General features: G+C 58.4%; 26 protein-coding genes and 1 pseudogene. All 27 read left to right on the forward strand.

What is annotated here, in order from left to right; translation table 11 throughout:
- The first annotated feature begins 229 nt into the window (after window positions 1–229).
- The 27 genes and pseudogenes from ACTT2I_RS02215 to ACTT2I_RS02345 all read left to right on the forward strand — a co-directional run bounded on the left by ACTT2I_RS02215 (window position 230) and on the right by ACTT2I_RS02345 (window position 25,288).
- On the forward strand, window positions 230–2,956 hold the full coding sequence (locus ACTT2I_RS02215; protein WP_421100651.1) for a wall associated protein: 2,727 nt from the start codon (window positions 230–232) through the stop codon (window positions 2,954–2,956).
- Between the two features lie 26 nt (window positions 2,957–2,982).
- Window positions 2,983–6,033: an RHS repeat domain-containing protein gene (locus ACTT2I_RS02220; protein WP_421100650.1), complete on the forward strand. Its 3,051-nt coding sequence runs from the start codon at window positions 2,983–2,985 to the stop codon at window positions 6,031–6,033.
- 9 nt (window positions 6,034–6,042) lie between these two features.
- Window positions 6,043–6,648 (forward strand): DUF416 family protein, encoded by a 606-nt coding sequence (locus ACTT2I_RS02225; protein WP_421100649.1) that lies wholly within the window; start codon window positions 6,043–6,045, stop codon window positions 6,646–6,648.
- A gap of 206 nt (window positions 6,649–6,854) precedes the next feature.
- Window positions 6,855–7,253, forward strand: a complete 399-nt coding sequence (locus ACTT2I_RS02230) for a hypothetical protein (protein WP_421100648.1) — start codon at window positions 6,855–6,857, stop codon at window positions 7,251–7,253.
- 129 nt (window positions 7,254–7,382) lie between these two features.
- Window positions 7,383–7,721: a hypothetical protein gene (locus ACTT2I_RS02235; RefSeq protein ID WP_421100647.1), complete on the forward strand. Its 339-nt coding sequence runs from the start codon at window positions 7,383–7,385 to the stop codon at window positions 7,719–7,721.
- A 135-nt stretch (window positions 7,722–7,856) separates the two neighbouring features.
- The gene (locus ACTT2I_RS02240; RefSeq protein WP_421100646.1) at window positions 7,857–8,306 is read left to right on the forward strand and encodes a hypothetical protein; all 450 of its coding nucleotides are present in this window, start codon (window positions 7,857–7,859) and stop codon (window positions 8,304–8,306) included.
- 355 nt (window positions 8,307–8,661) lie between these two features.
- On the forward strand, window positions 8,662–8,961 hold the full coding sequence (locus ACTT2I_RS02245) for a hypothetical protein (protein WP_421100645.1): 300 nt from the start codon (window positions 8,662–8,664) through the stop codon (window positions 8,959–8,961).
- Between the two features lie 69 nt (window positions 8,962–9,030).
- Complete coding sequence (locus ACTT2I_RS02250; protein WP_443096848.1) at window positions 9,031–9,762, forward strand: RHS repeat-associated core domain-containing protein; 732 nt, start codon at window positions 9,031–9,033, stop codon at window positions 9,760–9,762.
- 64 nt (window positions 9,763–9,826) lie between these two features.
- The gene (locus ACTT2I_RS02255; RefSeq protein ID WP_421588925.1) at window positions 9,827–10,147 is read left to right on the forward strand and encodes a hypothetical protein; all 321 of its coding nucleotides are present in this window, start codon (window positions 9,827–9,829) and stop codon (window positions 10,145–10,147) included.
- A gap of 654 nt (window positions 10,148–10,801) precedes the next feature.
- Complete coding sequence (locus ACTT2I_RS02260; protein ID WP_421100642.1) at window positions 10,802–11,002, forward strand: HNH endonuclease; 201 nt, start codon at window positions 10,802–10,804, stop codon at window positions 11,000–11,002.
- Entirely contained in the window at window positions 10,999–11,721 is a 723-nt protein-coding gene (locus ACTT2I_RS02265; RefSeq protein ID WP_443096770.1) for a DUF4262 domain-containing protein, read from the forward strand. The genes ACTT2I_RS02260 and ACTT2I_RS02265 overlap by 4 nt, the downstream gene beginning before the upstream one ends.
- Before the next feature lie 138 nt (window positions 11,722–11,859).
- Window positions 11,860–12,939 carry an RHS repeat-associated core domain-containing protein gene (locus ACTT2I_RS02270; RefSeq protein ID WP_421100640.1) on the forward strand — a complete coding sequence of 360 codons (1,080 nt, stop codon included), beginning with the start codon at window positions 11,860–11,862 and terminating at the stop codon, window positions 12,937–12,939.
- A 1-nt stretch (window position 12,940) separates the two neighbouring features.
- Window positions 12,941–13,504 carry a hypothetical protein gene (locus ACTT2I_RS02275; protein ID WP_143592210.1) on the forward strand — a complete coding sequence of 188 codons (564 nt, stop codon included), beginning with the start codon at window positions 12,941–12,943 and terminating at the stop codon, window positions 13,502–13,504.
- Between the two features lie 806 nt (window positions 13,505–14,310).
- On the forward strand, window positions 14,311–15,363 hold the full coding sequence (locus ACTT2I_RS02280) for an RHS repeat-associated core domain-containing protein (RefSeq protein ID WP_443096771.1): 1,053 nt from the start codon (window positions 14,311–14,313) through the stop codon (window positions 15,361–15,363).
- Between the two features lie 9 nt (window positions 15,364–15,372).
- Entirely contained in the window at window positions 15,373–15,672 is a 300-nt protein-coding gene (locus tag ACTT2I_RS02285; RefSeq protein ID WP_443096772.1) for a hypothetical protein, read from the forward strand.
- Between the two features lie 57 nt (window positions 15,673–15,729).
- Window positions 15,730–16,038 (forward strand): annotated as a pseudogene (locus ACTT2I_RS02290) (DUF1153 domain-containing protein); the annotation flags it as partial.
- A 445-nt stretch (window positions 16,039–16,483) separates the two neighbouring features.
- On the forward strand, window positions 16,484–16,690 hold the full coding sequence (locus tag ACTT2I_RS02295; RefSeq protein WP_443096849.1) for an HNH endonuclease: 207 nt from the start codon (window positions 16,484–16,486) through the stop codon (window positions 16,688–16,690).
- Window positions 16,687–17,409 carry a DUF4262 domain-containing protein gene (locus tag ACTT2I_RS02300; protein WP_443096773.1) on the forward strand — a complete coding sequence of 241 codons (723 nt, stop codon included), beginning with the start codon at window positions 16,687–16,689 and terminating at the stop codon, window positions 17,407–17,409. Before ACTT2I_RS02295 ends, ACTT2I_RS02300 begins: the two co-directional genes overlap by 4 nt.
- 274 nt (window positions 17,410–17,683) lie before the next feature.
- Window positions 17,684–18,628 (forward strand): RHS repeat-associated core domain-containing protein, encoded by a 945-nt coding sequence (locus ACTT2I_RS02305; protein ID WP_443096774.1) that lies wholly within the window; start codon window positions 17,684–17,686, stop codon window positions 18,626–18,628.
- On the forward strand, window positions 18,625–19,197 hold the full coding sequence (locus tag ACTT2I_RS02310; protein ID WP_088435205.1) for a hypothetical protein: 573 nt from the start codon (window positions 18,625–18,627) through the stop codon (window positions 19,195–19,197). The genes ACTT2I_RS02305 and ACTT2I_RS02310 overlap by 4 nt, the downstream gene beginning before the upstream one ends.
- 614 nt (window positions 19,198–19,811) lie before the next feature.
- On the forward strand, window positions 19,812–20,873 hold the full coding sequence (locus ACTT2I_RS02315; protein WP_421100437.1) for an RHS repeat-associated core domain-containing protein: 1,062 nt from the start codon (window positions 19,812–19,814) through the stop codon (window positions 20,871–20,873).
- A 2-nt stretch (window positions 20,874–20,875) separates the two neighbouring features.
- Window positions 20,876–21,382, forward strand: a complete 507-nt coding sequence (locus ACTT2I_RS02320; RefSeq protein WP_143592208.1) for a hypothetical protein — start codon at window positions 20,876–20,878, stop codon at window positions 21,380–21,382.
- Between the two features lie 197 nt (window positions 21,383–21,579).
- Complete coding sequence (locus tag ACTT2I_RS02325; protein WP_421100438.1) at window positions 21,580–22,068, forward strand: hypothetical protein; 489 nt, start codon at window positions 21,580–21,582, stop codon at window positions 22,066–22,068.
- A 219-nt stretch (window positions 22,069–22,287) separates the two neighbouring features.
- On the forward strand, window positions 22,288–22,866 hold the full coding sequence (locus tag ACTT2I_RS02330) for an RHS repeat domain-containing protein (RefSeq protein WP_088435204.1): 579 nt from the start codon (window positions 22,288–22,290) through the stop codon (window positions 22,864–22,866).
- A gap of 40 nt (window positions 22,867–22,906) precedes the next feature.
- Entirely contained in the window at window positions 22,907–23,416 is a 510-nt protein-coding gene (locus tag ACTT2I_RS02335; protein ID WP_172407608.1) for a hypothetical protein, read from the forward strand.
- 243 nt (window positions 23,417–23,659) lie between these two features.
- The gene (locus ACTT2I_RS02340) at window positions 23,660–24,154 is read left to right on the forward strand and encodes a hypothetical protein (protein WP_346491280.1); all 495 of its coding nucleotides are present in this window, start codon (window positions 23,660–23,662) and stop codon (window positions 24,152–24,154) included.
- A gap of 72 nt (window positions 24,155–24,226) precedes the next feature.
- On the forward strand, window positions 24,227–25,288 hold the full coding sequence (locus tag ACTT2I_RS02345) for a suppressor of fused domain protein (protein WP_421100439.1): 1,062 nt from the start codon (window positions 24,227–24,229) through the stop codon (window positions 25,286–25,288).
- Window positions 25,289–25,298: the final 10 nt, after the last annotated feature.

Below are 25,298 nucleotides of genomic sequence, written 5' to 3' on the forward strand. Positions count from 1 at the left end.
CGTCGTCGCGACGGCGTGACATACTCGGCCGGCCGGGAGACCGGTGGCGGATAGCGCACCTGGGAAGTGCGCGGGGATATCCGTAGATGCCGCAGTACGACTATTGAATGTTCTTGATCGCCTGCACCTGTGTAGTTGCGACGGGTCGTGGGTGTGTGTCCATAGGTTCTTGTCCGGTATAGGGAGAAGCGCTGCCTGACAAGGAAGTCCAGGTCTCGAAGGAGTGAGCATGCGCGGTTATCGGTTGATCCTTGTCGCCCTGTTGCTGCCGGGCGTCGTCCAGGCCCAGGGCATGCGTTATCCCTGGGAGGAGTACGACAAGCTGATCCAGCGCAAGACTGACATGACCGCGCTGGAAAGCGGTCTGCTCGGCGACAGCGTGGACATGTACAGCGGCAGCGTCGGTTTCTCGGCCACGGATCTGTCGCTGCCGGGAACCGGAATTCCGATCGACGTGAGCCGCTCGATGACACCGAGCAATCGTGCCGATTACTACTACGACGATCTGCCCATGGCCGACTGGAACCTGGAGCTGCCGCGATTGTCCGGCGTTTTCATGGGCGCGACCGGCTGGGCAAGCGCCTGCACGACCATCAATGGCCTTGGGGCGCCCCCGACGGTCAACGTCAACGGCAACAACTACCGCCCGACTGACTATTGGCAGGGGAACCGCCTGGTCATCCCGGGTCGCGGCAGTCAGGAAATGCTCGTGGCCGAAGCCAACGCTGTGCAACGGCCCACCACTGGCGGTCCGTATCCATGGCTGACGGCGGATTTCACCTGGTTCTCCTGCACGCCGTCGCGCCAGAATGCCGTGGGGGAGGGCTTCGTGGCCCACACACCCGACGGCATGCGCTACACCTTCGACTGGCAGGCTGGCTTCTACGAGCCCCGCGTGGCCGCGGGCAACCTCATCAACCCGGCCAACGCCAACCGCATAAGGTCCGAGCTTTATGCCACGCGCGTGGAGGACCGCTTCGGCAACTGGGTAAGCTACCGCTACAGCAATGCGGCCAACGCGCCGGTGCGGCTGGAGGCGATCACCTCCAGCGACGGCCGGCAGATCAGCTTCAGCTACAACGCCCGCGGCCATGTGCAGCAGATCAGCAACGGGTCGCAAACCTGGACCTATCGCTACACGTATCCCAATGATCTGACCGGCACGCTGGTAGGGGTGGATCTGCCCGATGGCAGCAGCTGGTCCATCGATGCTTACGCGCTGTCGCACATCTATTTCCAGTACGACCGTTCCACCGGTGCCGGCGACATCATCCGCACCTGCGGCTATCCGGGGCTGTTGAACAACGAGCCAGGCGGCGTGGGCCGCTTCGTGCATCCGTCCGGCGCCGTGGGCGAGTTCACCGTGGGCTACAGCATGCGCGGCCGCAGCAACGTGCCCATGGTGTGCAATGGTTACTCGCGCCCCAACAACGATCCCAACGACGACGTAGCCATGTATCCGCTCGCTTACGACGGCGTGGTGCTGCGCACGAAGCGTTTGTCGGGCCCGGGCGTGGATACCGCCGAATGGACCTACAGCTACGGCGCAAATATCTCCTTCGCACCCGGTACGGGCCCGGTCTGCACCAGTGGCGACTGCTCGCTGCCGCGATGCCTGGACGACAGCTGTGCGGGCGTTGCCGTGACCACGATTACGGGGCCGGAAGGCAGCTGGACGCGGCATACCTACGGCAACAGCTACCGCTACAACGAAGGGAAGCTGCTCAAGGTTGAACAGGGAAGCAGCGCGCAGGCGGTGTTGCAGACCACAGTGCAGCGCTATCAGTGGCCTTTGGCGGGCACGCAGTTCGCGGCGCGTCTGGGTAGCACCCAGCAGGTACGCACCGGAGGCTACACCGCCGAGTACCTTCGCCCCGGCATTCAAACAACGACCAGCCGTGATGGTGCAACGTTCAGCAGCACCGTCACCGCGCTGGATGGAATGGGACGCCCGCTATCGACGCTCTCCAACAGCAGCCTGGGCTTCGCGCGCACGGAGAGTCGCCAGTACCACGACAACACCGCGCGCTGGGTGCTGGGCCAGACCGCCCGCACGGTCAATGTTGAAACCGGTGCGGAGACAGCGCGTACGGTATTCGACGCCAACACCGCTTTGCCGATCGAGCAGTACGCCTTCGGCGAGCTGCAGATGCGCCTGTCCTACTACGCCGATGGTCAGGTGGAGAGCGTTACCGATGGAAAAGGCAACATCACCATCGCCTCCGACTGGCGTCGCGGCATTCCCCGGGTTGTCGGCTACGCCGATGGAAACGCTGAATCGGCGGCTGTGGACGATCTTGGCCGGGTGACCCGGACCACCGACGAGAACGGCTTCAGTTCCACCTTCGCCTATGACGCCATGGGTCGCCTTTCCCAGCGAACCTATCCCACTGCCGACACGGTGGCATGGAACGCGATAGGCCGGCAGTTCGAACGGGTGGCCGGTGCCGAACTTGGCTTGGCGGCCGGGCATTGGCGGCTGACGGAGACCGAGGGCAATCGCCAGCGGCGTCTCTACTTTGATGCCTTCTGGCGCCCGGTCGTGGAAGAAAGCCGGGACCTGTCCAACCCGCAGCAGACCTTGACCCAGGTGGTCAGCCGGTATGACAGGTTGGGCCGCAAGACCTTCCAGTCCTACCCGTCGCGCAGCGTGACCGATTTCCGCGCAGCGTTGCCCGGTACGTTCACCAGCTATGACGCACTGGATCGGATCAGCAGCGTGGGCGTGGATTCCGAGCATGGCCGCCTGACCACCACCACCAACTATCTCAACGGGCTGCGCCGGCAGGTGATCAATCCGCGTGGCTTCGCCACGGTGGAGAGCTTCCAGGCGTGGGATGTACCCGGCTACGACCTGCCAGTGCGCATCGACGCGCCGGAGGGTGTTTCCACCCAGATCACCCGCAACGTGTTTGGCAACCCGGTCGAAATCTCCCGTTCGGGTCCGGACCGATGAGCAGGCGCAGACAAGGAGTCGTTGGCATGCACAAGCATCTTCTGAAATACCTGCTGCTGTTCTGGGTCGTGCTGGCGTGGCCGGTCATGGCACAAAAGGCCAACCCGTATGTTTGGGTTCAGATTGACAGTCCGTCGCAGGGCGCGGTCTACACCGCGCCGGCCACTGTCCACGTCAACCTCGTCGCCTTCACCATCGACGACGGGGTCTACGTCAGCCAACTGAGCATCACGTATGCAGGTGCAGTGGTGGCAAGTGGGTCAGGCGAGTCGCTGAGCTATGTGTTCTCCAATTTGCCGGCAGGGTCATATACCGTTTTTGCCAACGCTCGATCCAATCTAGGAGGCACACGCAGCGCCAGCGCCACCTTCACCGTGGTGCCTGCGGGGGACAAACCCCCCACCATCAGCCTCAACGCGCCTACCGGCCAGCCGTTCATCGGGCCGGCAAGCATCGGCCTGAGTGCCAACGCCAGCGATCCTGACGGCCACGTCGTGCGTGTGGATTACTACGCCAACGGTGGGCACATCGGCAGCAGCACCGCGGCGCCCTTTGCCTTCACCTGGGGTGGGGCAGGACCGGGCAGCTACCAGATCACGGGCGTGGCCACCGACAACAACGGCAAGACTGCCACCTCCGGTGCCGTCTCTGCCGTTGTGGCGCAGTCCGTGATACGGGGCTCTGTGGACGGGATGGAGCAGGGGGCGGACGGTATTTACTACCTGCGCGGGTGGGCCTGTTCCAGTGGGCGAGTGGATCCGGTCGATGTCCACATCTATGCCGGGGGTGCGGCAGGTGTGGGCCAGGTGCTCGCGCCCCTGCGTGCGGACGTCCCCAGTGAGCCGGCTCATGCAGCGGCATGCCAGTCGACCGGGACGCGCTACCAGTTCCGCTTTGCGCTGACAGACGCCATCCGCCAGGCACATGCCAACGCACTGCTGTATGTGCACGGAATCTCCCCTGCAGGCGCAGGCAACGATCTGTTGAGCAACTCAGGCGTATTCCGCATCCCGCCGCCACTACAGCTCGCCCGCCGCTACGTCTACGATGCCCAGCAACGTCTGTGCAAAGTGATCGAGCCGGAAACCGGCGCCACCGTGATGGGCTACGACGCGGCAGGCAATCTCACCTGGAGTGCGTCGGGCCTGTCGCTGCCGAATACGCAGAGTTGCGATCGCGCGGCCGCCGAGGCCAGCGGCCGCGTCGTGCGCCGTACCTACGACGCACGCAACCGCCCCAGCACGCTCACCTTCCCGGACGGGCGCGGCAACCAGAGCTGGGCGTATACGCCCGACGGACTGCCAGCGCAGATCACCACCCAGAACGGCGACGGTACGCCGGCGGTGGTCAATACCTATGTCTACAACAAGCGCCGCTTGCTGACGGGCGAAACGCTCACCCAGCAGGGCGTGCTCGACCTGAGCCTGGGGCAGGGTTACAACAGCAATGGCCACCTTGCCGTGCAGACCTTCCCGCAAGGCCTGCAGGTAACGTATGCGCCCAATGCGCTCGGTCAACCGAGCCAGGCCGGCACCTTTGCGACCGGCGTGCAGTACTACCCCAACGGCGCAGTGAAGCAGTTCGTGTATGGCAACGGCATCGTTCACCAGATGCAGCAGAACGCCCGGCTGTTGCCGTCACGCAGTACCGATACCGGCACGTTGGATCTGCAGACCAGCTTCGATACCAACGGAAACGTCACCGCGATCAACGACCTGGTCCGCGGCAGTGGTCACAATCGACAGATGCAGTACGACGCGCAGGACCGTCTTACGGCGGCGTACTCACCGGCCTTCGGCGGTGACGGCTGGTACCGCTTCGGTTACGACGCGCTGGACAACCTGCGCACCTGGACCCAGCCGGGCGAGGGCCAGCGCCGCTATGACTACGACGGCAGCAACCGCCTCACCGTTGTGCGCAACGCCGGCGGTGCGGCCATCATCGGCTTGGGCTACGACGTGCAAGGCAACCTGTCGATCAAGAACGGGCAGGGCTACCAGTTCGACTTCGGCAACCGGCTGCGGCAGGCGACCAGCCTGGAGCGCTATCGATACGACGGCCACGGCCGGCGCAGTTCGGTGATCGATGCGGGCAGCGGCAAGAACCGGCATTACCTGTACAGCCAGGGTGGTGCACTGGCATATCTATGGGATCAGGGGACGGGCGAGCGTACCCAGTACATCCAGCTGGCGGGCAGCCTGGTGGCAGCGCGCAAGGTTGCTGGCAGTGGGGCAGTCAGTGTGCGCTACCAGCACACCGATGCGCTGGGCAGTCCGGTGGCGGAGACCAATGAGCAGGCGGCGGTGGTGCTGCGGACGGCGTACACGCCGTATGGCGCCAGCATTGGTGCCTCACAGGACGGGGTGGGGTATACCGGGCACGTGATGGATGGCAGTACCGGGCTGACGTATATGCAGCAGCGGTATATGGATCCGACGGTGGGGGTGTTCTTGTCGGTGGATCCGGTGACGGCCCATGAGCAGCCTTTGGGGCAATTCCATCGCTATCGCTACGCAACCAGCAATCCATACAAGTTCACCGATCCAGACGGTCGACAGGCAATGGGTAGCCCAAATGATATGGCGCATCCAGTCACCCTGGAGCAGTCAGTGCAGATCATCAGCTGGGTGGCTGATGGCTTAGACGCAGTTGATCAGTTGATGATGGCGGTGCCGCAGGGACAGATGGAACATGCGGTAGTTGGGCCAGTCGTCATCGGCCTGAAGAGCGTCGCTGCCGAAGCGAAGGCAGTGAGCGCGCTGACAAGGGCGAAGGAAATTCAATCAACCCTTAACTCGGTGACACAGACTAAAGTTACGACCGCAGTGACGGAAACCGCTGAAGGTATCCGTGTTGTAAGCTCAAGCGAGGGGGCTTTGCGACCAGCCCAACGAGCAGCTTTGCAGGCTGGAGAAATAGCTGCGAACGGAGCTCCACGCACGCACGCGGAAGTGAACGGCGTCACTGCGGCGAAGAAAATGGGATTGACCCCGACGAGTGTCTCTCCGAGTCGTCCTGCGTGCCCTTCGTGTCAAAAAACAATGAACCAGATGGAAATTCCCATCAAGGATAAGTGAGGTCGGTTAATGGAGGAATTCAACGCTGGCGGTCTTCTGTTGCGCGCTGCCAAGTTGCCAGCTTGGAAGCAGGTGATGTTCATGGTGTATTGCTGTGAGCGGATGATCCCGAACTATCGGTGCTTCTCCCTCGAGTCTCACTTCGGTGACGAACAGACGCTTCGGCAGGCCTTGGATGGAATTTGGGCATGGATAGAGACGGGAGACTTGCCCCCTGACATCGCAGATATAGTAGCTGCATGTGAGTATCAGGCTCCAGATACCGAGATGTTCAGTTCCGACTACACTTCCGCAGCACTTGATGCCGCGGCCGCAATAGCAATTACAGCAAGCGCGACAGCGATTTTTAGAAGTGAAAATCTTCTGGACGTGGCTTCCTTATCTCGAGATACAGTTGATGTCTTCGTCCAACTACGTTCCGGTCTGGATGCAAATGATCCATCTCTTGAAGAAACCATCTTGGGAAGTGGCCTGATGCAGAATGAGCTCTGTTTCCAGCGGGAGAGCCTCGAGCTGCTGAGTGCAGTCACCGGCGAGCGTGCATCGGTTGCGCTGGGATTGCGGCCGATGTGGTCGAATATTGCTATAGGCAGCACAGGATGCAGCACCCGATGATTGGGGTGGGTCAATCAGTACACTGATGGCCGTGGCGTGCATTTAGTTCTTAAGCAGAACAGAACGCAGAGATGCTTCCTTGCGCGAACGAGGCTGAGGAGGTTGAATGAAGTTGATTCGGGGGATGTTTCTGGTCTTCGTGTGCTTGATCATCTTGACTGGTTGTGAGAACTGGGGAGGCGACGCTGTGTCGCCCGCGCTGAAATGTGGGGCTGACCGTCAGTTGCCATGTCGGACTAGCGCTTGCTGAAAAGCCGATTCAGTTTGACGGTAAGCTGGTGCGCGTTGAGGGGTATCTCAGTCTTGCGCGCGAGCTTTTTTTGCTGAGTTCGAGTCGAGAACTTCTCGAGGCTGGAGTGACCGATGAAGTATCTGTTCGGATAAGAGGGCCCATCGACACTCAACGTGACATTTTTGAGAAGCACGCCTATACGTGGGTCTCCGTGGTGGGTACCTTCCGCGTGAAAGGGAAGGGCGGCACAACGGACGACTTGCTGATTGGTGAAATTCACGCTCCGCTTGACGTTCAGTCCTTGCGGCCCATCGGCCCTCTCAAACGGGCGAGCTTTAGTGAAGTGGCGGTTGACTTGGAAGATCTCAACTAGCTGCGCCAAAAGAGGAGTTGAGCAAGGGGTTGCGCTTGTTCATTGTCTTGGTTCCCAAGTGGTCGCGGTAATTTGACCACCCTGCGGTAACGGCGCTCAAGCAATCTGCGAGAAAACTGTGGAGTTACAGTGAATGCTAATGAAAAAATGATGTCGGAGCTGTCGGATTCTACCGGCGTCTACATTGCCCCGGGCACGGATGCGAAATTCTATTTGCAATGCCTGTCGGATGACATCATTAAAAATCAGTGCGAACCGTTCTTGGCTAAAGCTGTAGTTGTGGCGCCTGGTTTTCCTGATCTGGCAGAAGGGAGCTTTATCGAGGGGTGGTGTGTCGCGCGAAAAGATGGGTATTGGCTTGTGTATCACCCCGGGAATGACGTTTTTTACTGTTTCTGGGGAAGTGATGTTGATGATCTCGGTGCTCATGGTGTTTGCGGGGCGCCTTTATATTGCTGGTCTGCCTAGGCAGGAGTTCATATTTAATGATATGTCACTTGCCGTTGACCCGACGGATCTCTCAAGATTTTCAAGCATGCCCTGGCACGGGTGACGTGGTGAGTCCTCAAGGCGGGACAGTCGAAAACCTGGGAGATTAGGCTCTTGAGCGCCGAACGAATGACATGCGATTTGACGTTGTTCTTGAAGGGAGATGCGCTTGACCCCCGCCTTCTGACAGATCTATTGGGCGTGCAGCCAACGAAGGCGCACGCGAAGGGGCGCGTATGGACCACCTCTGCGGGCACTGAAGTAACGGATAGAAATGGTCTTTGGATGCTTTCTTTGACTGGAGGGCTATCAGATGTGTCATCACTCATCCTGCGGCTCCATGCAATCATCGAAAAGTCCTGTCGCCCTGTTCTACAGTTACCTGGAGTCAGTGAAGCTTTTATCGATTTTTTGGTGATGGTGCCGGCGCTGCCCAGTGGAGGGGCTGATTGCCATTTGGCTATCAATCACTCTTCTGTAGTTGCATTAGGGGAGTTGGGGCTCCCTGTTGAGATATCGTTTTCGGCGTTGGCTACAAGCGTCACCCAGCGGAACAAGACCTGAAGGATGCTGGGATAAAAGAGATGAACTCTCGAAGGTCTAGTCCGAATGCATGCATCTCAGCTGAAAGCTACTTCTTTGAGCTGAAGTGTTGAGGTCATACCGTTGTTCTTTGGCAATTTCCTCTGTTTTGCTTGCACTCGGCGGTTGCGGCGACTCTTCAGTTAGCCAGGGGAATGCGTCCATCCCCGCGGCATGCAAGATTCGCGGAAATAGCGCCGTTTCCCTGTCTGTATGACGTCGTTCTCAAGAATTCTGGCGGATCCTCGCCAGTATGAGGGCTGCAGCAAAGGGTGGCCCAAAGACGGCACCGCGAAGTACGCCTACACAGCCAATCGATGGCAGTTGAGGGGATTCTGTGAAAAATGATCAATCTGTGACCGGCGCGGCTGTGGTGAAAATTCTTGGAGGAGTTGCAGCCTCCAATTTCGACGTCTGGATTTTGCGCTCAATTGAGACGTTGTCCCACGCCCCTTCTTTGCCACTGGGTGACTTCTGGCGCAAGGTTGCTGAGGTACCGATTGAAGTTCAAACCGATGAGCTTTGTTCTGCGCTAAAACAGGCATTTCAGGTGGTGACATTGGATGCTGAACTAAAGGGGTGCCCAGAAAAGCGATTGGTTGTTGATGATGGTGAAATAACTGTTTGTCCAAGATAGGGTGTAATGACCTACTGATTTCCTGCTCAGGTGTTGTTTTCCTCCAGGGAGACACCGATGAGCGAAGTGATGGATGGCAGTACCGGGCTGACGTACATGCAGCAGCGGTATATGGATCCGACAGTGGGGGTGTTCTTGTCGGTGGATCCGGTGATGGCAACTGCCGGACACAACTTCAATAGATCTGGCTATGCGGCCCGCAATCCATACAAATTCATAGACCCGGACGGCAGGGACTGCGTCTCTAAGGATGGAATTACAACTTGCACTATCCCCGTAACCGGAAGCAAGATTCTAAGTCGAATTCAGTTCGAGACTCCGCCTGGACTCACTGGAACCTATAGGACGGGTAGTCCAACTAATCATGTTTATGATAGGCGCACTGCCCATCAGAAATCGGATGCTGCAGTACAGCGCTCGATTGTGAACGATCCCACCCCAGGGGAGGATGCTCCTGCGACTCCTGCGACTCCTGCGACTCCTGCGGGGACACTTAATGCGGCAACTCCAAAAGGCGGCCGGGGTCTTTTGGCCCGGGCATCGGCACTCTTGGGAAACGATCCGAAAAGTCCTGTAAAGAGCTATACGACAAATGATCGCATTGGGAATGTGTGGGTAATTAATGTTACTCAGCCGGGTCACGGATTGCATTTTGGCTACGTTCTGAGAGGCTCCGTGAATGGGGAGGTCATCTCAATTGGGGAGGGGTGGGCGGCTCCCCAGGCCGTCCCTGTGCTTTCTGGGTATATTAATGATGTTTGGGTTGGTCACAATCAAAGGAATATTGATGACGCGCACTAGGATCTTCTTGAGAGTGCTCATGGTAGTTGTCGGGGTCGCGCTTCTCCTCCTGCCAGGCGTTCTGATGGCAATTGCATGGAGGAGTTCGCTGAACGTCGAGGTTGCCGCGTTGGCCATATTGGCTGCCATCAGTGCTGCAGTATGGGCTCCCAAGATTAAGTGGATCGTCGCCATCGTCTCATCGCTTCTTATTTCAGTCCCGCCCGTACCTTACTGGATTAGTTTGGCTGGGGGCGTCAGGCACCTTCATTTCTTTCATGGATTCTCCTTTGATGTGTCGCTGCTTGTAAGATTGTTGGTGGTGTTGATTTTCGCACTTCTCCTGTTTAAGGCTATATTTGATTCGATCAATGGACAAACTTCTGAGGGGATGGTTGAAAAATAGTGCCTTCGTGAATGTCGCGCAAAACTTTCTATCAGGAGCCGGCATGGCTACCAGGCCGACTTCGGTAGTCGTCTGCGGGTGGCAACGTCGCTGGAGCGCTACCGGTATGACAGGCACGCCCGCCTAGTGCGGTGATCGATGCCGACAGCGGCAAGAACCAGCACTACCTCTACTGCCAGGGCGGTGCGCTGGCGTACCTGTGGGACCAGGGAACGGGTGAGCGCACCCAGTACATCCAGCTGGCGGGCAGCCTGGTGGCAGCGCGCAAGGTTGCTGGCAGTGGGCCGTCAGTGTGCGCTACCAGCACAACGATGCGCTGGACAGCTCGGTGGCGGAGACCAATGAGCAGGCGGCGGTGGTGCTGCGGATGGCGTACACGCCGTATGGTGTGAGCATGGGCGGGTTCAGTTCATCTGAGCGCGATTACATCAACTCTTGGCGAACGCGATGAGCTCGCTGTAGTGCTGGGAGGACTTCGCACGTGCAGATTCAAGCGAAATGCAACTGCGGATACCTTAATGTGCCCTTCTCGTGGCGAGTGGGGTAAAGATCTTGCCGACTTGGTAGCTCGTCCATCATCCCATCCAATGCCTGACAAATTGGGGGGGGGGCGGGGCAGCGAGGGCACATCCTCCCCGCCGGTTCCACTATTGAGTGCGAAGGCGGGAAGAAAAAGCAGAAGGTCTAAGTAATCAAGGCGGAAACTGCGCCAATTGCGGCAAGCCAACCGACTTGGCTAACTCTGATGCGCATCATGTACAGCGTCATGCCGATGGGGGGGGGGATACCAAGTCGGAGAACATGGCTGTGGTATGTAAGGATTGTCACAAGGAACTGCACGGGGCGGACAAATGAGCAATAGCAGTGAGGCCCTTGAGAAGATCAGGGAGAACATCGCAAGAGATGGTTGTCATGTCTACGTTGTGGCTGCGAACGATACACCGAGATTTGCGTACTCCGTAGGTGCCAGTCCATGTGCGGGCTATGAGGTGATCCTGGCGGGAGCGGCCTATTATTCGGATGCCGAGGCTGGGCGAATCATTGACGCCATGGTGGAGGCGTTACCTATCAAGAGTACGAGTAGCGAAGAGATCGTATTGGAGCGATTAGGCGAATTCCGGCTTGGACCAGTGGATAGCTCTTGGGTTCAGAAGTTGATGCTCGGCGCAGTTGATTTCTATGGCAATGTAAGCGCCAGACAGATATTGCCGGTTGGTGTCTGCTGGACTGCCGACATCCCCGATCTTTCGCGACCGTATGACGAGGAAAGATCTCCTGCCTGGGGTGGTAAGCAGGCAAGTTATACGATGGTGCCAATGACTGCTGTCGCGGTTACTAACTTGGATGCGCTACGCGGGCATCCAGTGACCGAGGCCGCTCGATGGGAAGAGGGATTGTGGGAGATGTTTGCAGGGGCTGGGCCCGATGTCTCTCCAGAAGATGTGCGGAAAGTCCCACTGCGGACATTGGTTGCGATTGACGGGTCGTTAGAGCCAGTTATGCAGCTTAGAGTGGGCGAGGCCCTTTGGCGCGATGCTGACGAGTTAGTATGGAATGAATGGAAACCAACATAAGAGCTCGAACTAGAGACGTCCAGCTAATGGGTGGGGCTCCGGAGTCGACACGACGTCTGCGACAAAAACGACACTGCCGGCGCGTAGCCCCGACACCGGCGCGCTGGACTGAAGACCAGCTGTGATACAAACGGGAACGTGGCCGCGGTCAGCGACCTGATCTGCGGTGGCGGGCACGACCCCCAGACGCGCTACGACGTGCAGGGCGCCCTGTCGATCAAGAACGGGCAGGGCTACCAGTTCGACTTCGGCAACCGGCTGCGCGTGGCAACCTCGCTGGAGCGCTACCGGTACGACGGCCACGGCCGCCGCAGTTCGGTGATCGATGCGGGCAGCGGCAAGAACCGGCACTACCTGTACAGCCAAGGTGGTGCATTGGCATATCTATGGGATCAGGGGACGGGCGAGCGCACCCAGTACATCCAGCTGGCGGGCAGCCCGGTGGCAGAGACCAATGAGCAGGCGGCGGTGGTGCTGCGGACGGCGTACACGCCGTATGGCGCGAGCATCGGTGCCGCACAGGACGGGGTGGGGTATACCGGGCACGTGATGGATGGCAGTACCGGGCTGACGTATATGCAGCAGCGGTATATGGACCCGACGGTGGGGATGTTCTTGTCGGTGGATCCGGTGACTGCAAGGGACGGGAAGCTGTCGCAGTTCAATCGTTACCGTTACGCCAAAAATAGTCCTTACGCCTACATAGACCCGGATGGACGAGTTCCAGTCGTGACTGAAATGAAAGATGGCTCCGTAAAAATCAGCTTTCCGACTAAATTCTCTGGTGATGGTGCAAGCCCGGAGAACATAAACACCTTTAAGGAACAAGTGGCATCGATGTCCGGGACTTACAACGTAGGGGGGAGGGAGACAAAGGTGACGGTTGAGGTCGTCGATGTAACCAGGGATACTCCCCGTGCCGCGAGGAACTCCGTAAAGTTAACAATTGGTCCAACATCACATGCCACTGGTCGGAGCTTTGCTGAACTGGGCGGAAAAAGAAGTGAGATCAACGTGCTAGATAGATTTGATAAAGGTGTCGTTCCTCATGAGGTTTCTCACCTTGGCGGGGTCGAGGATTTATACAATTCAGCAACTGGAATGCCTGTTCCGGAAATGGGGCGTGGAATAATGAATATGGTTCCGGGCATGGTCGACGATCATACTATCGATGGAATTATTGGTGCGAACTCAAGCATAAAGAGACAGGAGCGATAATATGATCATCACGGGTCGATTTATTTTTGCCTTACTTGCTCTGGTCCCGTTAAATGTGAATGCTCAAAGCTCTGAGTTATGGCGCTATGGGTGTGATTACTTCATGTACGGTGCATGTTTGCGCGTCCCAAATGGAATGTCAGTAAGTTATGAGAATCCAGCAGACTATTCTATTCATCGTGTTCGATCGGGTGCTGGTGATGTCCTGACGATTTACGAAGGTGACTCTCCGCAGCGGCCTTCACAAGGCTTGATTCCTAAGCTGGAGTTGACGCGTCTTGGTAGCTCAGTTTCTGTCTACGAGCGGGAATTGGATGGTCGAAATTACTACGATGTTTATATTAATTCGAAAAGTTCAGGGACGGGTTCAGTTCATCTAAGCGCGATTACATCAACTCTTGGAGAACGCGATGAGCTCGCTGTAGTGCTGGGAGGACTTCGCACGTGCAGATTCAAGCGAAATGCAACTGCGGATACCTTGATGTGCCCTTCTCGTGGCGAGTGGGGTAAAGATCTTGCCGACTTGGTAGCTCGTCCATCATCCCATCCAATGCCTGACAAATAGGGGGGCGGACAGCGAGGGCACATCCTCCCCGCCGGTTCCACTATTGAGTGCGAAGGCGGGCAGAAAAAGCAGAAGGTCTAAGTAATCAAGGCGGCAACTGCGCCAATTGCGGCAAGCCTACCGATTTGGCTAACTCTGATGCGCATCATGTACAGCGTCATGCCGATGGAGCGCTACCAAGTCGGAGAACATGGCTGTGGTATGTAAGGATTTTCACAAGGAAGTGCACGGGGCGGACAAATGAGCAGTAGAAGCGGGGCCCTTGAGAAGATCAGGGAGAACATCGAAAGAGATGGTTGCCATGTCTACGTTGTGGCTGCGAGTGATACACCGAGGTTTGCGTATTCCGTAGGTGCCAGTCCATGTGCGGGCTATGAGGTGATCCTGGCGGAAGCAGCCTATTACTCGGATGCCGAGGCTGGGCGAATCACTAGCGCCATAGTGGAGGTGCTACCCATCAAGAGTACGAGTAGCGAAGAGATCGTATTGGAGCGATTAGGCGTATTCCAGTTTGGACCAGTGGACAGCTCTTGGGTTCAGAAGTTGATGCTCGGCGCAGTTGATTTCTATGGCGATGTAAGCGCCAGACAGATATTGCCGGTTGGTGTCTTCTGGACTGCCGACATCCCCGATCTTTCGCGACCGTTTGACGAGGAAAGGTCTCCTGCCTGGGGTGATAGGCAGGCAAGTTACACGGCGGTGCCAATGGCTGCTGTCGCGGTTACAAACTTGGATGCGCTACGCGGGCATCCAGTGACCGGGACCTGTTCTGCAGTGGCGGGCACGACCCCCAGACGCGCTACGACGTGCAGGGCAACCTGTCGACCAAGAACGGGCAGGGCTACCAGTTCGACTTCGGCAACCGGCTGCGCGTGGCAACGTCGCTGGAGCGCTACCGGTACGACGGCCACGGCCGGCGCAGCTCGGTGATCGATGCGGGCAGCGGCAAGAACCGGCACTACCTGTACAGCCAGGGTGGTGCACTGGCATATCTATGGGATCAGGGGACGGGTGAGCGCACCCAGTACATCCAGCTGGCGGGCAGCCTGGTGGCAGCGCGCAAGGTTGCTGGCAGTGGGGGTGTGCGCTACCAGCACACCGATGCACTGGGCAGCCCGGTGGCGGAGACCAATGAGCAGGCGGCGGTGGTGCTGCGGACGGCGTACACGCCGTATGGCGCGAGCATCGGTGCCGCGCAGGACGGGGTGGGGTATACCGGGCACGTGATGGATGGCAGTACCGGGCTGACGTATATGCAGCAGCGGTATATGGACCCGACGGTGGGGATGTTCTTGTCGGTGGATCCGGTGACGGCATATAGCAACCCGATTGCAGCTTTTAATCGGTATTTGTATGCAAACAACAATCCGTACAGGTTCAACGATCCGGATGGGAGATGGGGTAAATTAATTGTTGAGGTAATTCGTCGGATTGTGCCTAAAATTATTCCTCGTGCTGCGCCAAAGGGTGGGCCAAAAGCGGCCCCGCGAAGTCAACCAAATTCTCAGCCGAGGCCTGAGCCGAAACAATCGACTTCGAAACAAGATCAAAATTCGAGCAGTTCTGAACAATCGCGCAGGCTTCCGGATAGAGATTTGCCACGTGACCGGCATGGAAATCCGAAGCCTGATGCTGATGCTAACGGGCCGCATACTCAACTGGGTCAGAAGGATGGGCGTAACGGGCGGTATGATCAAGCAAGGGAGTTTGATGGGGACGGCAAGCCGGTTCGGGATATTGACTTCACAGATCATGGACGCCCTGGTACCCAGCCGAATCCTCATCAACACCGCTATCAGCCGAACTCCACTGGAGGAACTCCCAGTAGAGGACCTACACAACCAATCGATGGCAGTTAAGGGGGTTTTGTGAACAATGATAAATCTGTGACCGGCGCGGCTGTGGTGAGAATTATTGGAGGAGTTGCAGCCTCCAATTGCGACGTCTGGATTTTGCGCTCAATTGAAACGTTGTCGCACGCCCCCTCTTTGCCACTGGGTGATTTCTGGCGCAAGGTTGCTGAGGCGCCGATTGAAGTTCAAACCAATGAGCTTTGTTTTGCGCTAAAACAGGCATTTCAGGTGGTGACATTGGATGCTGAACTAAAGGGGTGCCCAGAAAAGCGATTGGTTGTCGATGATGGTGAAATAATTGTTTGTCCAAGTTAGGGTGTAATGACCTACTGATTTCCTGCTCAGGTGTTGTTTTCCTCCAAGAAGACACCGATGAGCGAAGTGATGGAAGAAGAGATCAAGCGTTGGACGGCCCGGCGCAAGTCAGCCCTGGTCCTTGAGGTCATCCAAGGCAAGACGACGGTGGCCGCTGCGAGCCGCCCGTTCGACCTGACGCCGGCAGAGATCGAGAGCTGGGTGGACGATGGCAAGCGAGGCATGGAGAACGCCCTGCGGGCCAAGCCTGAGGACGTACGCGAGCAGTACGAGCGCCAGCTGAGGGATCTGCAGGAGGCCTACGGCGAGGCGATGCTGGAGATCCGCGCCCGAAAGAAACTGGCCTCCCTGCTGGGCAAGGACGAGCTGATGCTCTCGATCCAGCAGGGACTCAAGGACGAGGGTTTCGTAGTGTCGATGGCCAAGCCGTGCCAGTGGTCCGGCGTGGCCCGACGTAGCGTGTACTACAAGCCGACGAAGGCACCGGCGCGGGTGAACCCCGAGTTGGCCGAGCCGATCAAAACCATAATTGAAGCTGAGCCATCGTTCGGCTACAGGGCCGTGTCCGCCCTGCTGGGCATGAACAAGAACCCGGTGCAGCGGATCTTCCAGCTCAAGGGCTGGCAGGTGCGCAAGCGCCCGCTTGGGCAACGCCCGCGGTTCGAGGCCAAAGTATCCCGGGCAGAGTTGCCTGATCAACGCTAGGCGACGGATCTGTGCCGCGTATGGGGAGGCAAGGATGGCTGGCTGAGCTTGGCGCTGGTGATCGATTGCAGCACGCGTCAATTGCTGGGCTGGCACCTGTCGCGCACTGGCAGGGCGAGCACGGCATCGCGAAAAAGCAGAAGGTCGAAGTAATCAAGGCGGAAACTGCGCCAATTGCGGCAAGCCAACCGACTTGGCTAACTCTGACGCGCATCATGTACAGCGTCATACCGATGGAGGCGCTACCAAGCCGGAGAACATGGCTGTGGTATGTAAGGATTGTCACAAGGAACTGCACGGGGCGGACAAGTGAGCAATAGAAGTGAGGCCCTTGAGAAGATCAGGGAGAACATCGCAAGAGATGGTTGTCATGTCTACGTTGTGGCTGCGAGCGATACACCGAGATTTGCGTATTCCGTAGGTGCCAGTCCATGTGCGGGCTATGAGGTGATCCTGGCGGGAGCAGCCTATTATTCGGATGCCGAGGCTGGGCGAATCATTAACGCCATGGTGGAGGCGCTACCTATCAAGAGTACGAGTAGCGAAGAGATCGTATTGGAGCGATTAGGCGAATTCCGGCTTGGACTAGTGGATAGCTCTTGGGTTCAGAAGTTGATGCTCGGCGCAGTTGATTTCTATGGTGATGTAAGTGCCAGACAGATATTGCCGGTTGGTGTCTGCTGGACTGCCGACATCCCCGATCTTTCGCGGCCGTATGACGAGGAAAGGTCTCCTGCCTGGGGTGATAAGCAGGCAAGGCACGCGGCGGTGCCCATGGCTGCTGTCGCGGTTACCAACTTGGATGCGCTACGCGGGCATCCAGTGACCGAGGCCGCTCGATGGGAAGAGGGATTGTGGGAGATGTTTGCAGGGGCTGGGCCCGATGTCTCTCCAGAAGATGTGCGGAAAATCCCACTGCGGACATTGGTTGCGATTGATAGGTCGTTAGAGCCAGTGATGCAGCTTAGAGTGGGCGAGGCCCTTTGGCGCGATGCTGACGAGTTAGTATGGAATGAATGGAAACCAACATAAGAGCTCGAACTAGAGACGTCCAGCTAATGGGTGGGGCTCCGGAGTCGATGAGCCACAAGGCCCGCATCAGCGGGCTTTGCGTTTGTGAGGGTTGCAATCGCTTTGCTAGCGTCCAGTCTGTTCTAAAAAACGAGTCCAGCACCTCGCTTAACATCTTCTGCTTGGCGTTTCGATCAAGAACGGGCAGGGCTACCAGTTCGACTTCGGCAACCGGCTGCGGCAGGCGACCAGCCTGGAGCGCTATCGATACGACGGCCACGGCCGGCGCAGCTCGGTGATCGATGCGGGCAGCGGCAAGAACCGGCATTACCTGTACAGCCAGGGTGGTGCACTGGCATATCTATGGGATCAGGGGGCGGGCGAGCGCACCCAGTACATCCAGCTGGCGGGCAGTCTGGTGGCAGCGCGCAAGGTTGCTGGCAGTGGGGCAGTCAATGTGCGCTACCAGCACACCGATGCGCTGGGCAGCCCGGTGGCAGAGACCAATGAGCAGGCGGCGGTGGTGCTGCGGACGGCGTACACGCCGTATGGCGCGAGCATCGGTGCCGCACAGGACGGGGTGGGGTATACCGGGCACGTGATGGATGGCAGTACCGGGCTGACGTATATGCAGCAGCGGTACTACGATTCGGGTCTCGGTCAGTTCTTGTCGATTGACCCGGTATCAACACTCCAGAGCCCTATAGGTGCTTTCCATAGATATTGGTACGCGGATCGTAGTCCTCACGGTTATGTAGACCCTGATGGTCGCGAAGCGGTGGATTCAAATATGCCGAAACCAGCACCTCTCCCAAAAACCCTTCCGACGGTGACAGTAAGTGCGCCCAAGCCGGTGCTAGGGCCGCAGCCGAGTTTCTTCAAATTGACGACCGTGGAGGCGCTGCGCCGCGACACTTCAATTGACCAAGCAGTTCGAGCTGGTGAGTTGACCAGAACAGTAACTCTGCCTGCGGTAACAGTCACTGCAGCTCCCTCTGCTGCTGCCCTTTCCGCAAGTGCGACACCTGTCCTCTGGGAGACGGCATTAGGCACGGGGAGCGCGCTGCAGAAGTCCAAGGCGGCCAGGGAAACCCTGTATTATGCCTGCGTTGGCATCGGCCTATACAATGGCGAAAGACCAAGCATGCAGCGCATTCAGCAACAGGAGAGAATACAGCAAGTAAAGGATGGTGCGATGCGGGAAACTAAGGCGAAGATGCGGGAGATTCCGAATCCATGAAGAATGTGCATGCGGATTTTAAACAGGCAGTCCAGCTTTTGGAGCATGGGCAAGCGCACCAGGCGCTGCGCTTGGCTGACTCACTGACCAGTTCGATGGATGAGAGGCATCGATTGGACGGCTACATGTGCCGAGGGATGATATTTGAGGAGGGCGGACCGGATCTCTGCGTTGATCTTGATAAAGCTCTGGATAGCTATAGGCGCGCATCGTTGATCGCACCAAATTCCATCACTTTCACGAGTCTTGCGCGGGTATCTCTCAAGCGGCGCGCGTACGCAGAGTCACTTCGGTTTCTCCAGATCGCTGCGGATCATGAATTGACTCCTGAGGTTCTGTTGGGGTTTGCGCAGTACTTTGAGGAAAGCGTGCCAATGGACGCATCGAAGGCTAAGTCTTACTACCTCAGAGCGGCGCTGAAAGGACGTTTTTCCGGCTTCTTTGGCTATTCGAGGATGTCGCGGAAGATGGGGCAGCCTGTGCGAGCGGCGTTGGTGGATGCGTTGCGGATAATCGCTGGTCCACTGATAGCGCTGGCGATCGGTGCTCGTGCTCGCTACCAGTTCTAGCCTGCTGCCTCCCCATACGTGCTGTCCACTAATGCTGCGCCGCATCCTCATGCGCCGCCGCCCTAGAGTAAGCTCCCGACGTGATTGCCCGCAGAGGGGAAGGTGCCAGCCCGGGGTGTACGGCAGGGACTACCTGTGATGTCTTTCGAGTAATCGCAAGGGGGCGTCCGCGTGTCGGTACTTAGTCGAAGGCGGCACAGTGCGCGGAGCTACATGAAGCGGGGGCACCACAGATCATGGACGCCCTGGCACCCATCCGAATCCTCATCAACACCGCTATCAGCCGAACTCCACTGGAGGAACTCCCGGTAGAGGGCCTACACAACCAATCGATGGCAGTTAAGGGGGTTTTGTGAACAATGATCAATCTGTGACCGGCGCGGCTGTGGTGAAAATTATTGGAGGAGTTGCAGCCTCCAATTGCGACGTCTGGATTTTGCGCTCAATTGAAACGTTGTCGCACGCCCCCTCTTTGCCACTGGGTGATTTCTGGCGCAAGGTTGCTGAGGCACCGATTGAAGTTCAAACCAATGAGCTTTGTTTTGCGCTAAAACAGGCATTTCAGGTGGTGACACTGGATGCTGAACTAAAGGGGTGCCCAGAAAAGCGATTGGTTGTTCCAGTTCGACTTCGGCAACCGGCTGCGCGCGGCAACCTCGCTGGAGCGCTACCGGTACGACGGCCACGGCCGCCGCAGTTCGGTGATCGATGCGGGCAGCGGCAAGCACCGGCACTACCTGTACAGCCAGGGTGGTGCACTGGCATATCTATGGGATCAGGGGACGGGTGAGCGCACCCAGTACATCCAGCTGGCGGGCAGCCTGGTGGCAGCGCGCAAGGTTGCTGGCAGTGGGGCAGTCAGTGTGCGCTACCAGCACACCGATGCACTGGGTAGCCCGGTGGCAGAGACCAATGAGCAGGCGGCGGTGGTGCTGCGGACGGCGTACACGCCGTATGGCGCGAGCATCGGTGCCGCACAGGACGGGGTGGGGTATACCGGGCACGTGATGGATGGCAGTACCGGGCTGACGTACATGCAGCAGCGGTATATGGATCCGACGGTGGGGGTGTTCTTGTCGGTGGATCCGGTAGCCGTGGACTTAAAGGCTGGCGGAAAATTCAACCGATACTCTTATGTATTAGGTAACCCATATAAATTTACCGACCCTGACGGCCGTGATGAAGAGTGGTTCTCGAACGTTGATCAAATGGGGAATCCAGGATTCGGGAATGAGCTCGGAGATGATGCCTTTCACTACAATGGGACGGCTCTTGCAACTGTGGCTTTAGGTGGCTTCACTTTGCCAGGCATCATCAGATCAATCGCGGCGCCCTTCACGAGAGCGATGGGGTCGGAGATTGGAGGTCCTACCGTTGGAGGGGTAAGAGTCGGAAATAGTCCGGCCGACACCAGGTCAGCCCTGGAGGGCGCGGGATACAAGGGTGTGAAGATATCCAACGACTCAGGGACCGAGTCGGGTACTCTTCATAATGTTCCATCCATGAAGATGGATGTGCGAGTTATGGATGGTGGGCCCAAACATGAGCCAAGAGTGTCAGTAACGCGCGAAGGTCATCCCCATCAGCCTGTAAATCCAGAGAATGGTAGGAATTTTGGAAATATCCCAAGGGCTGAGCAGCGTACGGGTAGTCACATTTTCTATAGGAAGAAATAATAATGGGTGGATTGACTGAGGTGGCTTGGGCGGACCCGGATTCGGCAAGTGATGCGCTAAAGAAGATGTTGGCGGAAGCGCAGTTTGATTCGTTCTGGGTAAGTAGTATTGAAGTGGCGCTTAGGTTTATAAGGCGTGTGAATTCTCTGGAATCTTCAGTGTATGTGGATGTAGTCTTTTCGTGTGCCGCTGAGGTTCGCGCAGGCGATAGTTTGACTGGCATATCGGAGCAAGACTTCTTTTATGGTAGGTCGAAGTTTCTGGCGGATATATATTCTTTCATTGGGATGGATGTTGAAGGCGTCTATTTGGGTGCTGGGGGGGCGTTATTGATCTCTATCGGAAAATCAGTTGTTGAATTGCAACTCTCACAAGAAGATTTAGAGCAGGATAGCTCGGTGTGGGAAGTTAAGGTGGATGTTCGAAAACCCCATCCACTCCCGTTTCCAGCGTCTGTTGCCTGTGTGGCAACTGGCGGGGGGGAGTATGTACTCACGATCGCTAGCTAGCGGCGACAGTGATCCCGCAGCTCGATTCGGCTGGCGCCTATCGCATCATTGGCAGGGCAGCCCAGTCTGCGGGGTTCCGACTCTGATTGTCGCCGCCTTCTGCCCCACTCTATTCTGTACCGTATCCTGATTGACCGCTGCGCTGGCGGCTACAAGCATGACCAAGAGGAACAAGCCCTAAAGGATGCTGGGATAAAATGAACGAATTAGAAGTCTCGGTAAGAGCTTTCCTCAAGCTGCTCAACGCTGGTTGGACAGATGTGAGCAGCCTTCAGGTGGGAACAAACCAGCCCAGCCTTCTGGATGATTGGGCGCAGGCATCCTGGGAAGCGATTGTCGAGGGGACGATCCCGTTTTCGGGACAGCCGGTCAGACTTGTTGTCTATGGGAATGGCGCCGATCTGCATGGCGGAAGCAGCCGATTCTCTTTTCCGAGCGATAAGGCTACGCATCAAATAAGATGCCAACCGGTGGGGGACAACGTCGTCGACTGCTTGTCAGGTAAGCTGTTACCTTACCCAGGAGATGGACAGGGCTACGCCTTGGACAGGTTCGTATCCATGTCGGGAGCTTGGTACAAAGAGGGGCCGCCGTTCGATCACGCGCTTCTTGAGAGGCAGGATGGCGAGTATGTGATCGCATTGGACCAGTTGGACTGGCTACTGATTGAAGTGACCTCCGACTGACCGGCCTGCCGCTGGGCTCGGAAGAGACGCCGTCGCCGTTTTATCGCTATCTGCTCTCACGAGAATCCGAAGGGCGTGCGGTTTCTCGGGTTACCTTGATCCGGTCTACATCCGTGCGCGTGGCAAGCATCGTCATCCGACTAGAGACGATGGTCGGGATTCGTGCCTACGTCCGGTGGATCAGAATCCAGTTTCCACCGAAGCTTGGCGAAGAGGAAGGTGGGGTCGCACGACGCGCTGGACAACCTGCGCACTTGGACCCAGCCGGGCAAAGGTCAGCGCCGCTATGACTACGACGGCAGCAACCGCCTCACCGTCGTGCGCAACGCCGGCGGTGCGGCCATCATCGGCCTGGGCTACGACGTGCAGGGCAACCTGTCGCTCAAGAACGGGCAGGGCTACCAGTTTGACTTCGGTAACCGGCTGCGCGTGGCAACCTCGCTGGAGCGCTACCGGTACGACGGCGACGGCCGCCGCAGTTCGGTGATCGATGCGGGCAGCGGCAAGAATCGGCACTACCTGTACAGCCAGGGTGGTGCACTGGCGTATTTATGGGATCAGGGGACGGGCGGGCGCGCGCAGTGGATCCAGTTGACTGTCTGGTGGCGAGCTGCGTATACGCTGTACGGCGCTGGCATGGGGGCCGCAAAGGCCGGAGTGGGGTATACCAGTAAGGTGTGTCAGAAATACTCTGCAGACCATGGCTGGGAGATCAGTGCGGAGATAGTGCATCGTGACGGTGGCGCAATCCATATTTCCGATATCGCTGCATCCTCATCGTCTCGCGCAGATGACTAAGGGAGTACTTCTGCAGGGATCCCGTAGCTTGGAGGAATCGATGTTCATGGAAAAGTTCGTGGGTGTGGGACTCATGCTGTTTGCAGTCGTACTGCTGGGATGTCAGCAGCGAGCCGCCCCCATCGGGGAAAACCAGGATTGCGGTAGTACAGTCGAAACGCCATGTCGCGCGAGTTTTCGATCACTTGCGGCAAGTCCTTCGTCTTACGAAGAAAGGGTGGTTCGATTAGAGGGGTATCTGACGGTAGAGCGAGAGACGTTCGTTCTTTATTCGTCGAAGGAGTTGTTCGAGGCGGGAGTCCAGGAAGAGGTGGCTGTCAAGTTGCGAGGTCCCATTGAAGCTCAAGAGAGGATATTCAATCAGCATGCCTATTCCTGGGTCTCGCTGGTGGGAAAGTTCATGGCTAGGCAAACTGATGGAACAACAGAGGATCTTCTTTTGGGTGAGGTGCACGCGCCGCTGGTAGTTCGGCCCCTGCGATCTCTTGGTCCACCAGCAAAGCGCACGTTCGGAGACGTGATTCTTGACATGGAGGACCTTGGGAAATAATGGTGTTGCTGCTCAAGAGTGATGTCGCGTTGTTCTTGAGTTTTTAGTCTGAGGAGGCAGGCGGAGGTCCATGGCAGCCACCGATCGGCGTCTACGCCTGCCCGCAGAGGGGGGAAGGGCCGGCGCCGTGGGATACGGCCAGGGCGGCCCCCGGGATGTCCGTCGAGTAATCGCAAGGGGGCGTACGCGTATCGGCCGTGGGTCGAAGCGGCGCAGCACGGCACCACGTGAAAGGGGAGGCACATGGCGTACATCCATGCCAAGACGGCGGCTGGCCGTCAGGAAATCGAGGATCGTGCACGGCGCCTGCCGCCGGCGTTGCGGTCCATTCTGCTGATGGTCGATGGTCAGCGCGATGACACCGCGTTGACCGCGCTGTTGCCGGGCCTGCGTGCGCCGGACGATGCGCTGGCGCAGCTCTCGGCGATGGGCCTGATCGAGATCGTCGGCGGCAGTGCCGCACCGGTCGTCGCCGCGGCGCTGACCGCCGGGCGCGAGCAGGATCCGGAGCTCTACAAGCGTCTGTACGACTGGATGAGCGAATCGGTGCGCAGGCACCTCGGTCTCAAGGGCTATTTCATGCAGTTGAAAGTCGAGCGTTGCACCGATGCTGGCAGCCTGGAGAAACTGTGGCCGGACATGGCCGCCGCGATCAGCAAGGCGAAAAGCCCGGCGCTGGCGAATCGCTGGCTGGAAGAGACGCGCGCGCTGCTGCAGAGCGAGCCCGTGATCGCCTGAGACGGTACGTCGACGGCGGCCAGGCAGCACGCTGTTTAGAATGCGTGCTGTTTCGTGTGCGGGAGAGTAGCGATGGTGGATGAGATCGAGGACGACGGCGCACCCGGGTGGGATGCCATCGATGCCGCGTTGAAGGCGGTGTATCCCACGCAGGCGCCGCAGCATTACGGCCCGGTGCTGCGCTCGCTGCTCGGTGGCGAGGATCCGCTGGACGGCATCAGCGCGTACTGGAACGATGCGCCGCTGCCGCACTGGCACTTCGTCAGCTACGGCTTCTCCGAGCTGTATGAAAAGGAGAGCGATGACCCGGCCACCAGTGGCTACGGCTTCGAGCTGAGCTTCCGGGTTGCCGCTGCGGCGGGCAGCGAGCCGCCGGCGTGGGCGATGAACTTCCTGCAGAACCTGGCGCGCTACGTGTTCGCCAACGGCAAGGTGTTCCAGCAGGGTCACTACCTCAACGCAGGCGGGCCGATCGCCGCCGACACCGATACGCTGCTGCGGCACATCGCCTTCATGCGCGACCCGCAGCTGCCGCCGCGCGAGACGCCCAACGGGTCGCTGGAGTTCCTGCAGGTGATCGGGCTGACCGATGACGAGATGGATGCGGTGAAGCGCTGGTCGACCACCGGCGTGCTCGAGGCGCTGCTGCCGAAGATGCCGCTGTGGATCACCGATATCGCGCGTGGCTCGTTGCTGGACGACCCCGCGCTCGCTGCTGCGGTGGCCGAGGGCGCGGCACGCGAAGGCTCGCAGACGGCCTATCTGTTCCTGGAGAAGCTGGGCGGGGCGGTGCAGGGCGAGGGTGCCGACCAGCAGTTGACCCTGACGCTGGGCGCGCGCCAGGTGGAATCGCTGCTCGCGCTGCTGCCGGCGCGGTTGCTGTTCGGGCAGCCGTTGACGCTGGTCAGCAACGATCGGCAGATCACGCTGTCGCCGGCCGCGGTCAATGCGCTGGTGGTCGAGGCAGATGCGCTGGACTGCCAGCTGGCCCCGGCCACGGTGCAGGCGCTGGTCGCCACGGTCCTGCCACGCCGCGGGACATATACGATCCCGGGCTGGCCGGCGCTGCAGGTGGTGGTGGAGCCGAGCGAACTGCGCGATGCCGAGGGCAACGTAGTCGAGGTCGTTGGCTGATCGCCGCGCG

The sequence above is a fragment of the Stenotrophomonas sp. PUT21 genome (genome assembly GCF_052232875.1).
GTDB classification, from domain to species: domain Bacteria; phylum Pseudomonadota; class Gammaproteobacteria; order Xanthomonadales; family Xanthomonadaceae; genus Stenotrophomonas; species Stenotrophomonas maltophilia_N.

Bases quoted from the DNA above. Each gene is read 5' to 3' on its own strand.
- ACTT2I_RS02310 (WP_088435205.1), top strand. From the start codon at position 18,625: ATGAAGAATGTGCATGCGGATTTTAAACAGGCAGTCCAGCTTTTGGAG.
- ACTT2I_RS02325 (WP_421100438.1), top strand. From the start codon at position 21,580: ATGAACGAATTAGAAGTCTCGGTAAGAGCTTTCCTCAAGCTGCTCAAC.
- ACTT2I_RS02220 (WP_421100650.1), top strand. From the start codon at position 2,983: ATGCACAAGCATCTTCTGAAATACCTGCTGCTGTTCTGGGTCGTGCTG.
- ACTT2I_RS02340 (WP_346491280.1), top strand. From the start codon at position 23,660: ATGGCGTACATCCATGCCAAGACGGCGGCTGGCCGTCAGGAAATCGAG.
- ACTT2I_RS02255 (WP_421588925.1), top strand. From the start codon at position 9,827: ATGGCAATTGCATGGAGGAGTTCGCTGAACGTCGAGGTTGCCGCGTTG.
- ACTT2I_RS02225 (WP_421100649.1), top strand. From the start codon at position 6,043: ATGGAGGAATTCAACGCTGGCGGTCTTCTGTTGCGCGCTGCCAAGTTG.
- ACTT2I_RS02250 (WP_443096848.1), top strand. From the start codon at position 9,031: ATGGATGGCAGTACCGGGCTGACGTACATGCAGCAGCGGTATATGGAT.
- ACTT2I_RS02265 (WP_443096770.1), top strand. From the start codon at position 10,999: ATGAGCAATAGCAGTGAGGCCCTTGAGAAGATCAGGGAGAACATCGCA.
- ACTT2I_RS02275 (WP_143592210.1), top strand. From the start codon at position 12,941: ATGATCATCACGGGTCGATTTATTTTTGCCTTACTTGCTCTGGTCCCG.
- ACTT2I_RS02320 (WP_143592208.1), top strand. From the start codon at position 20,876: ATGGGTGGATTGACTGAGGTGGCTTGGGCGGACCCGGATTCGGCAAGT.
- ACTT2I_RS02345 (WP_421100439.1), top strand. From the start codon at position 24,227: ATGGTGGATGAGATCGAGGACGACGGCGCACCCGGGTGGGATGCCATC.
- ACTT2I_RS02335 (WP_172407608.1), top strand. From the start codon at position 22,907: ATGTTCATGGAAAAGTTCGTGGGTGTGGGACTCATGCTGTTTGCAGTC.
- ACTT2I_RS02215 (WP_421100651.1), top strand. From the start codon at position 230: ATGCGCGGTTATCGGTTGATCCTTGTCGCCCTGTTGCTGCCGGGCGTC.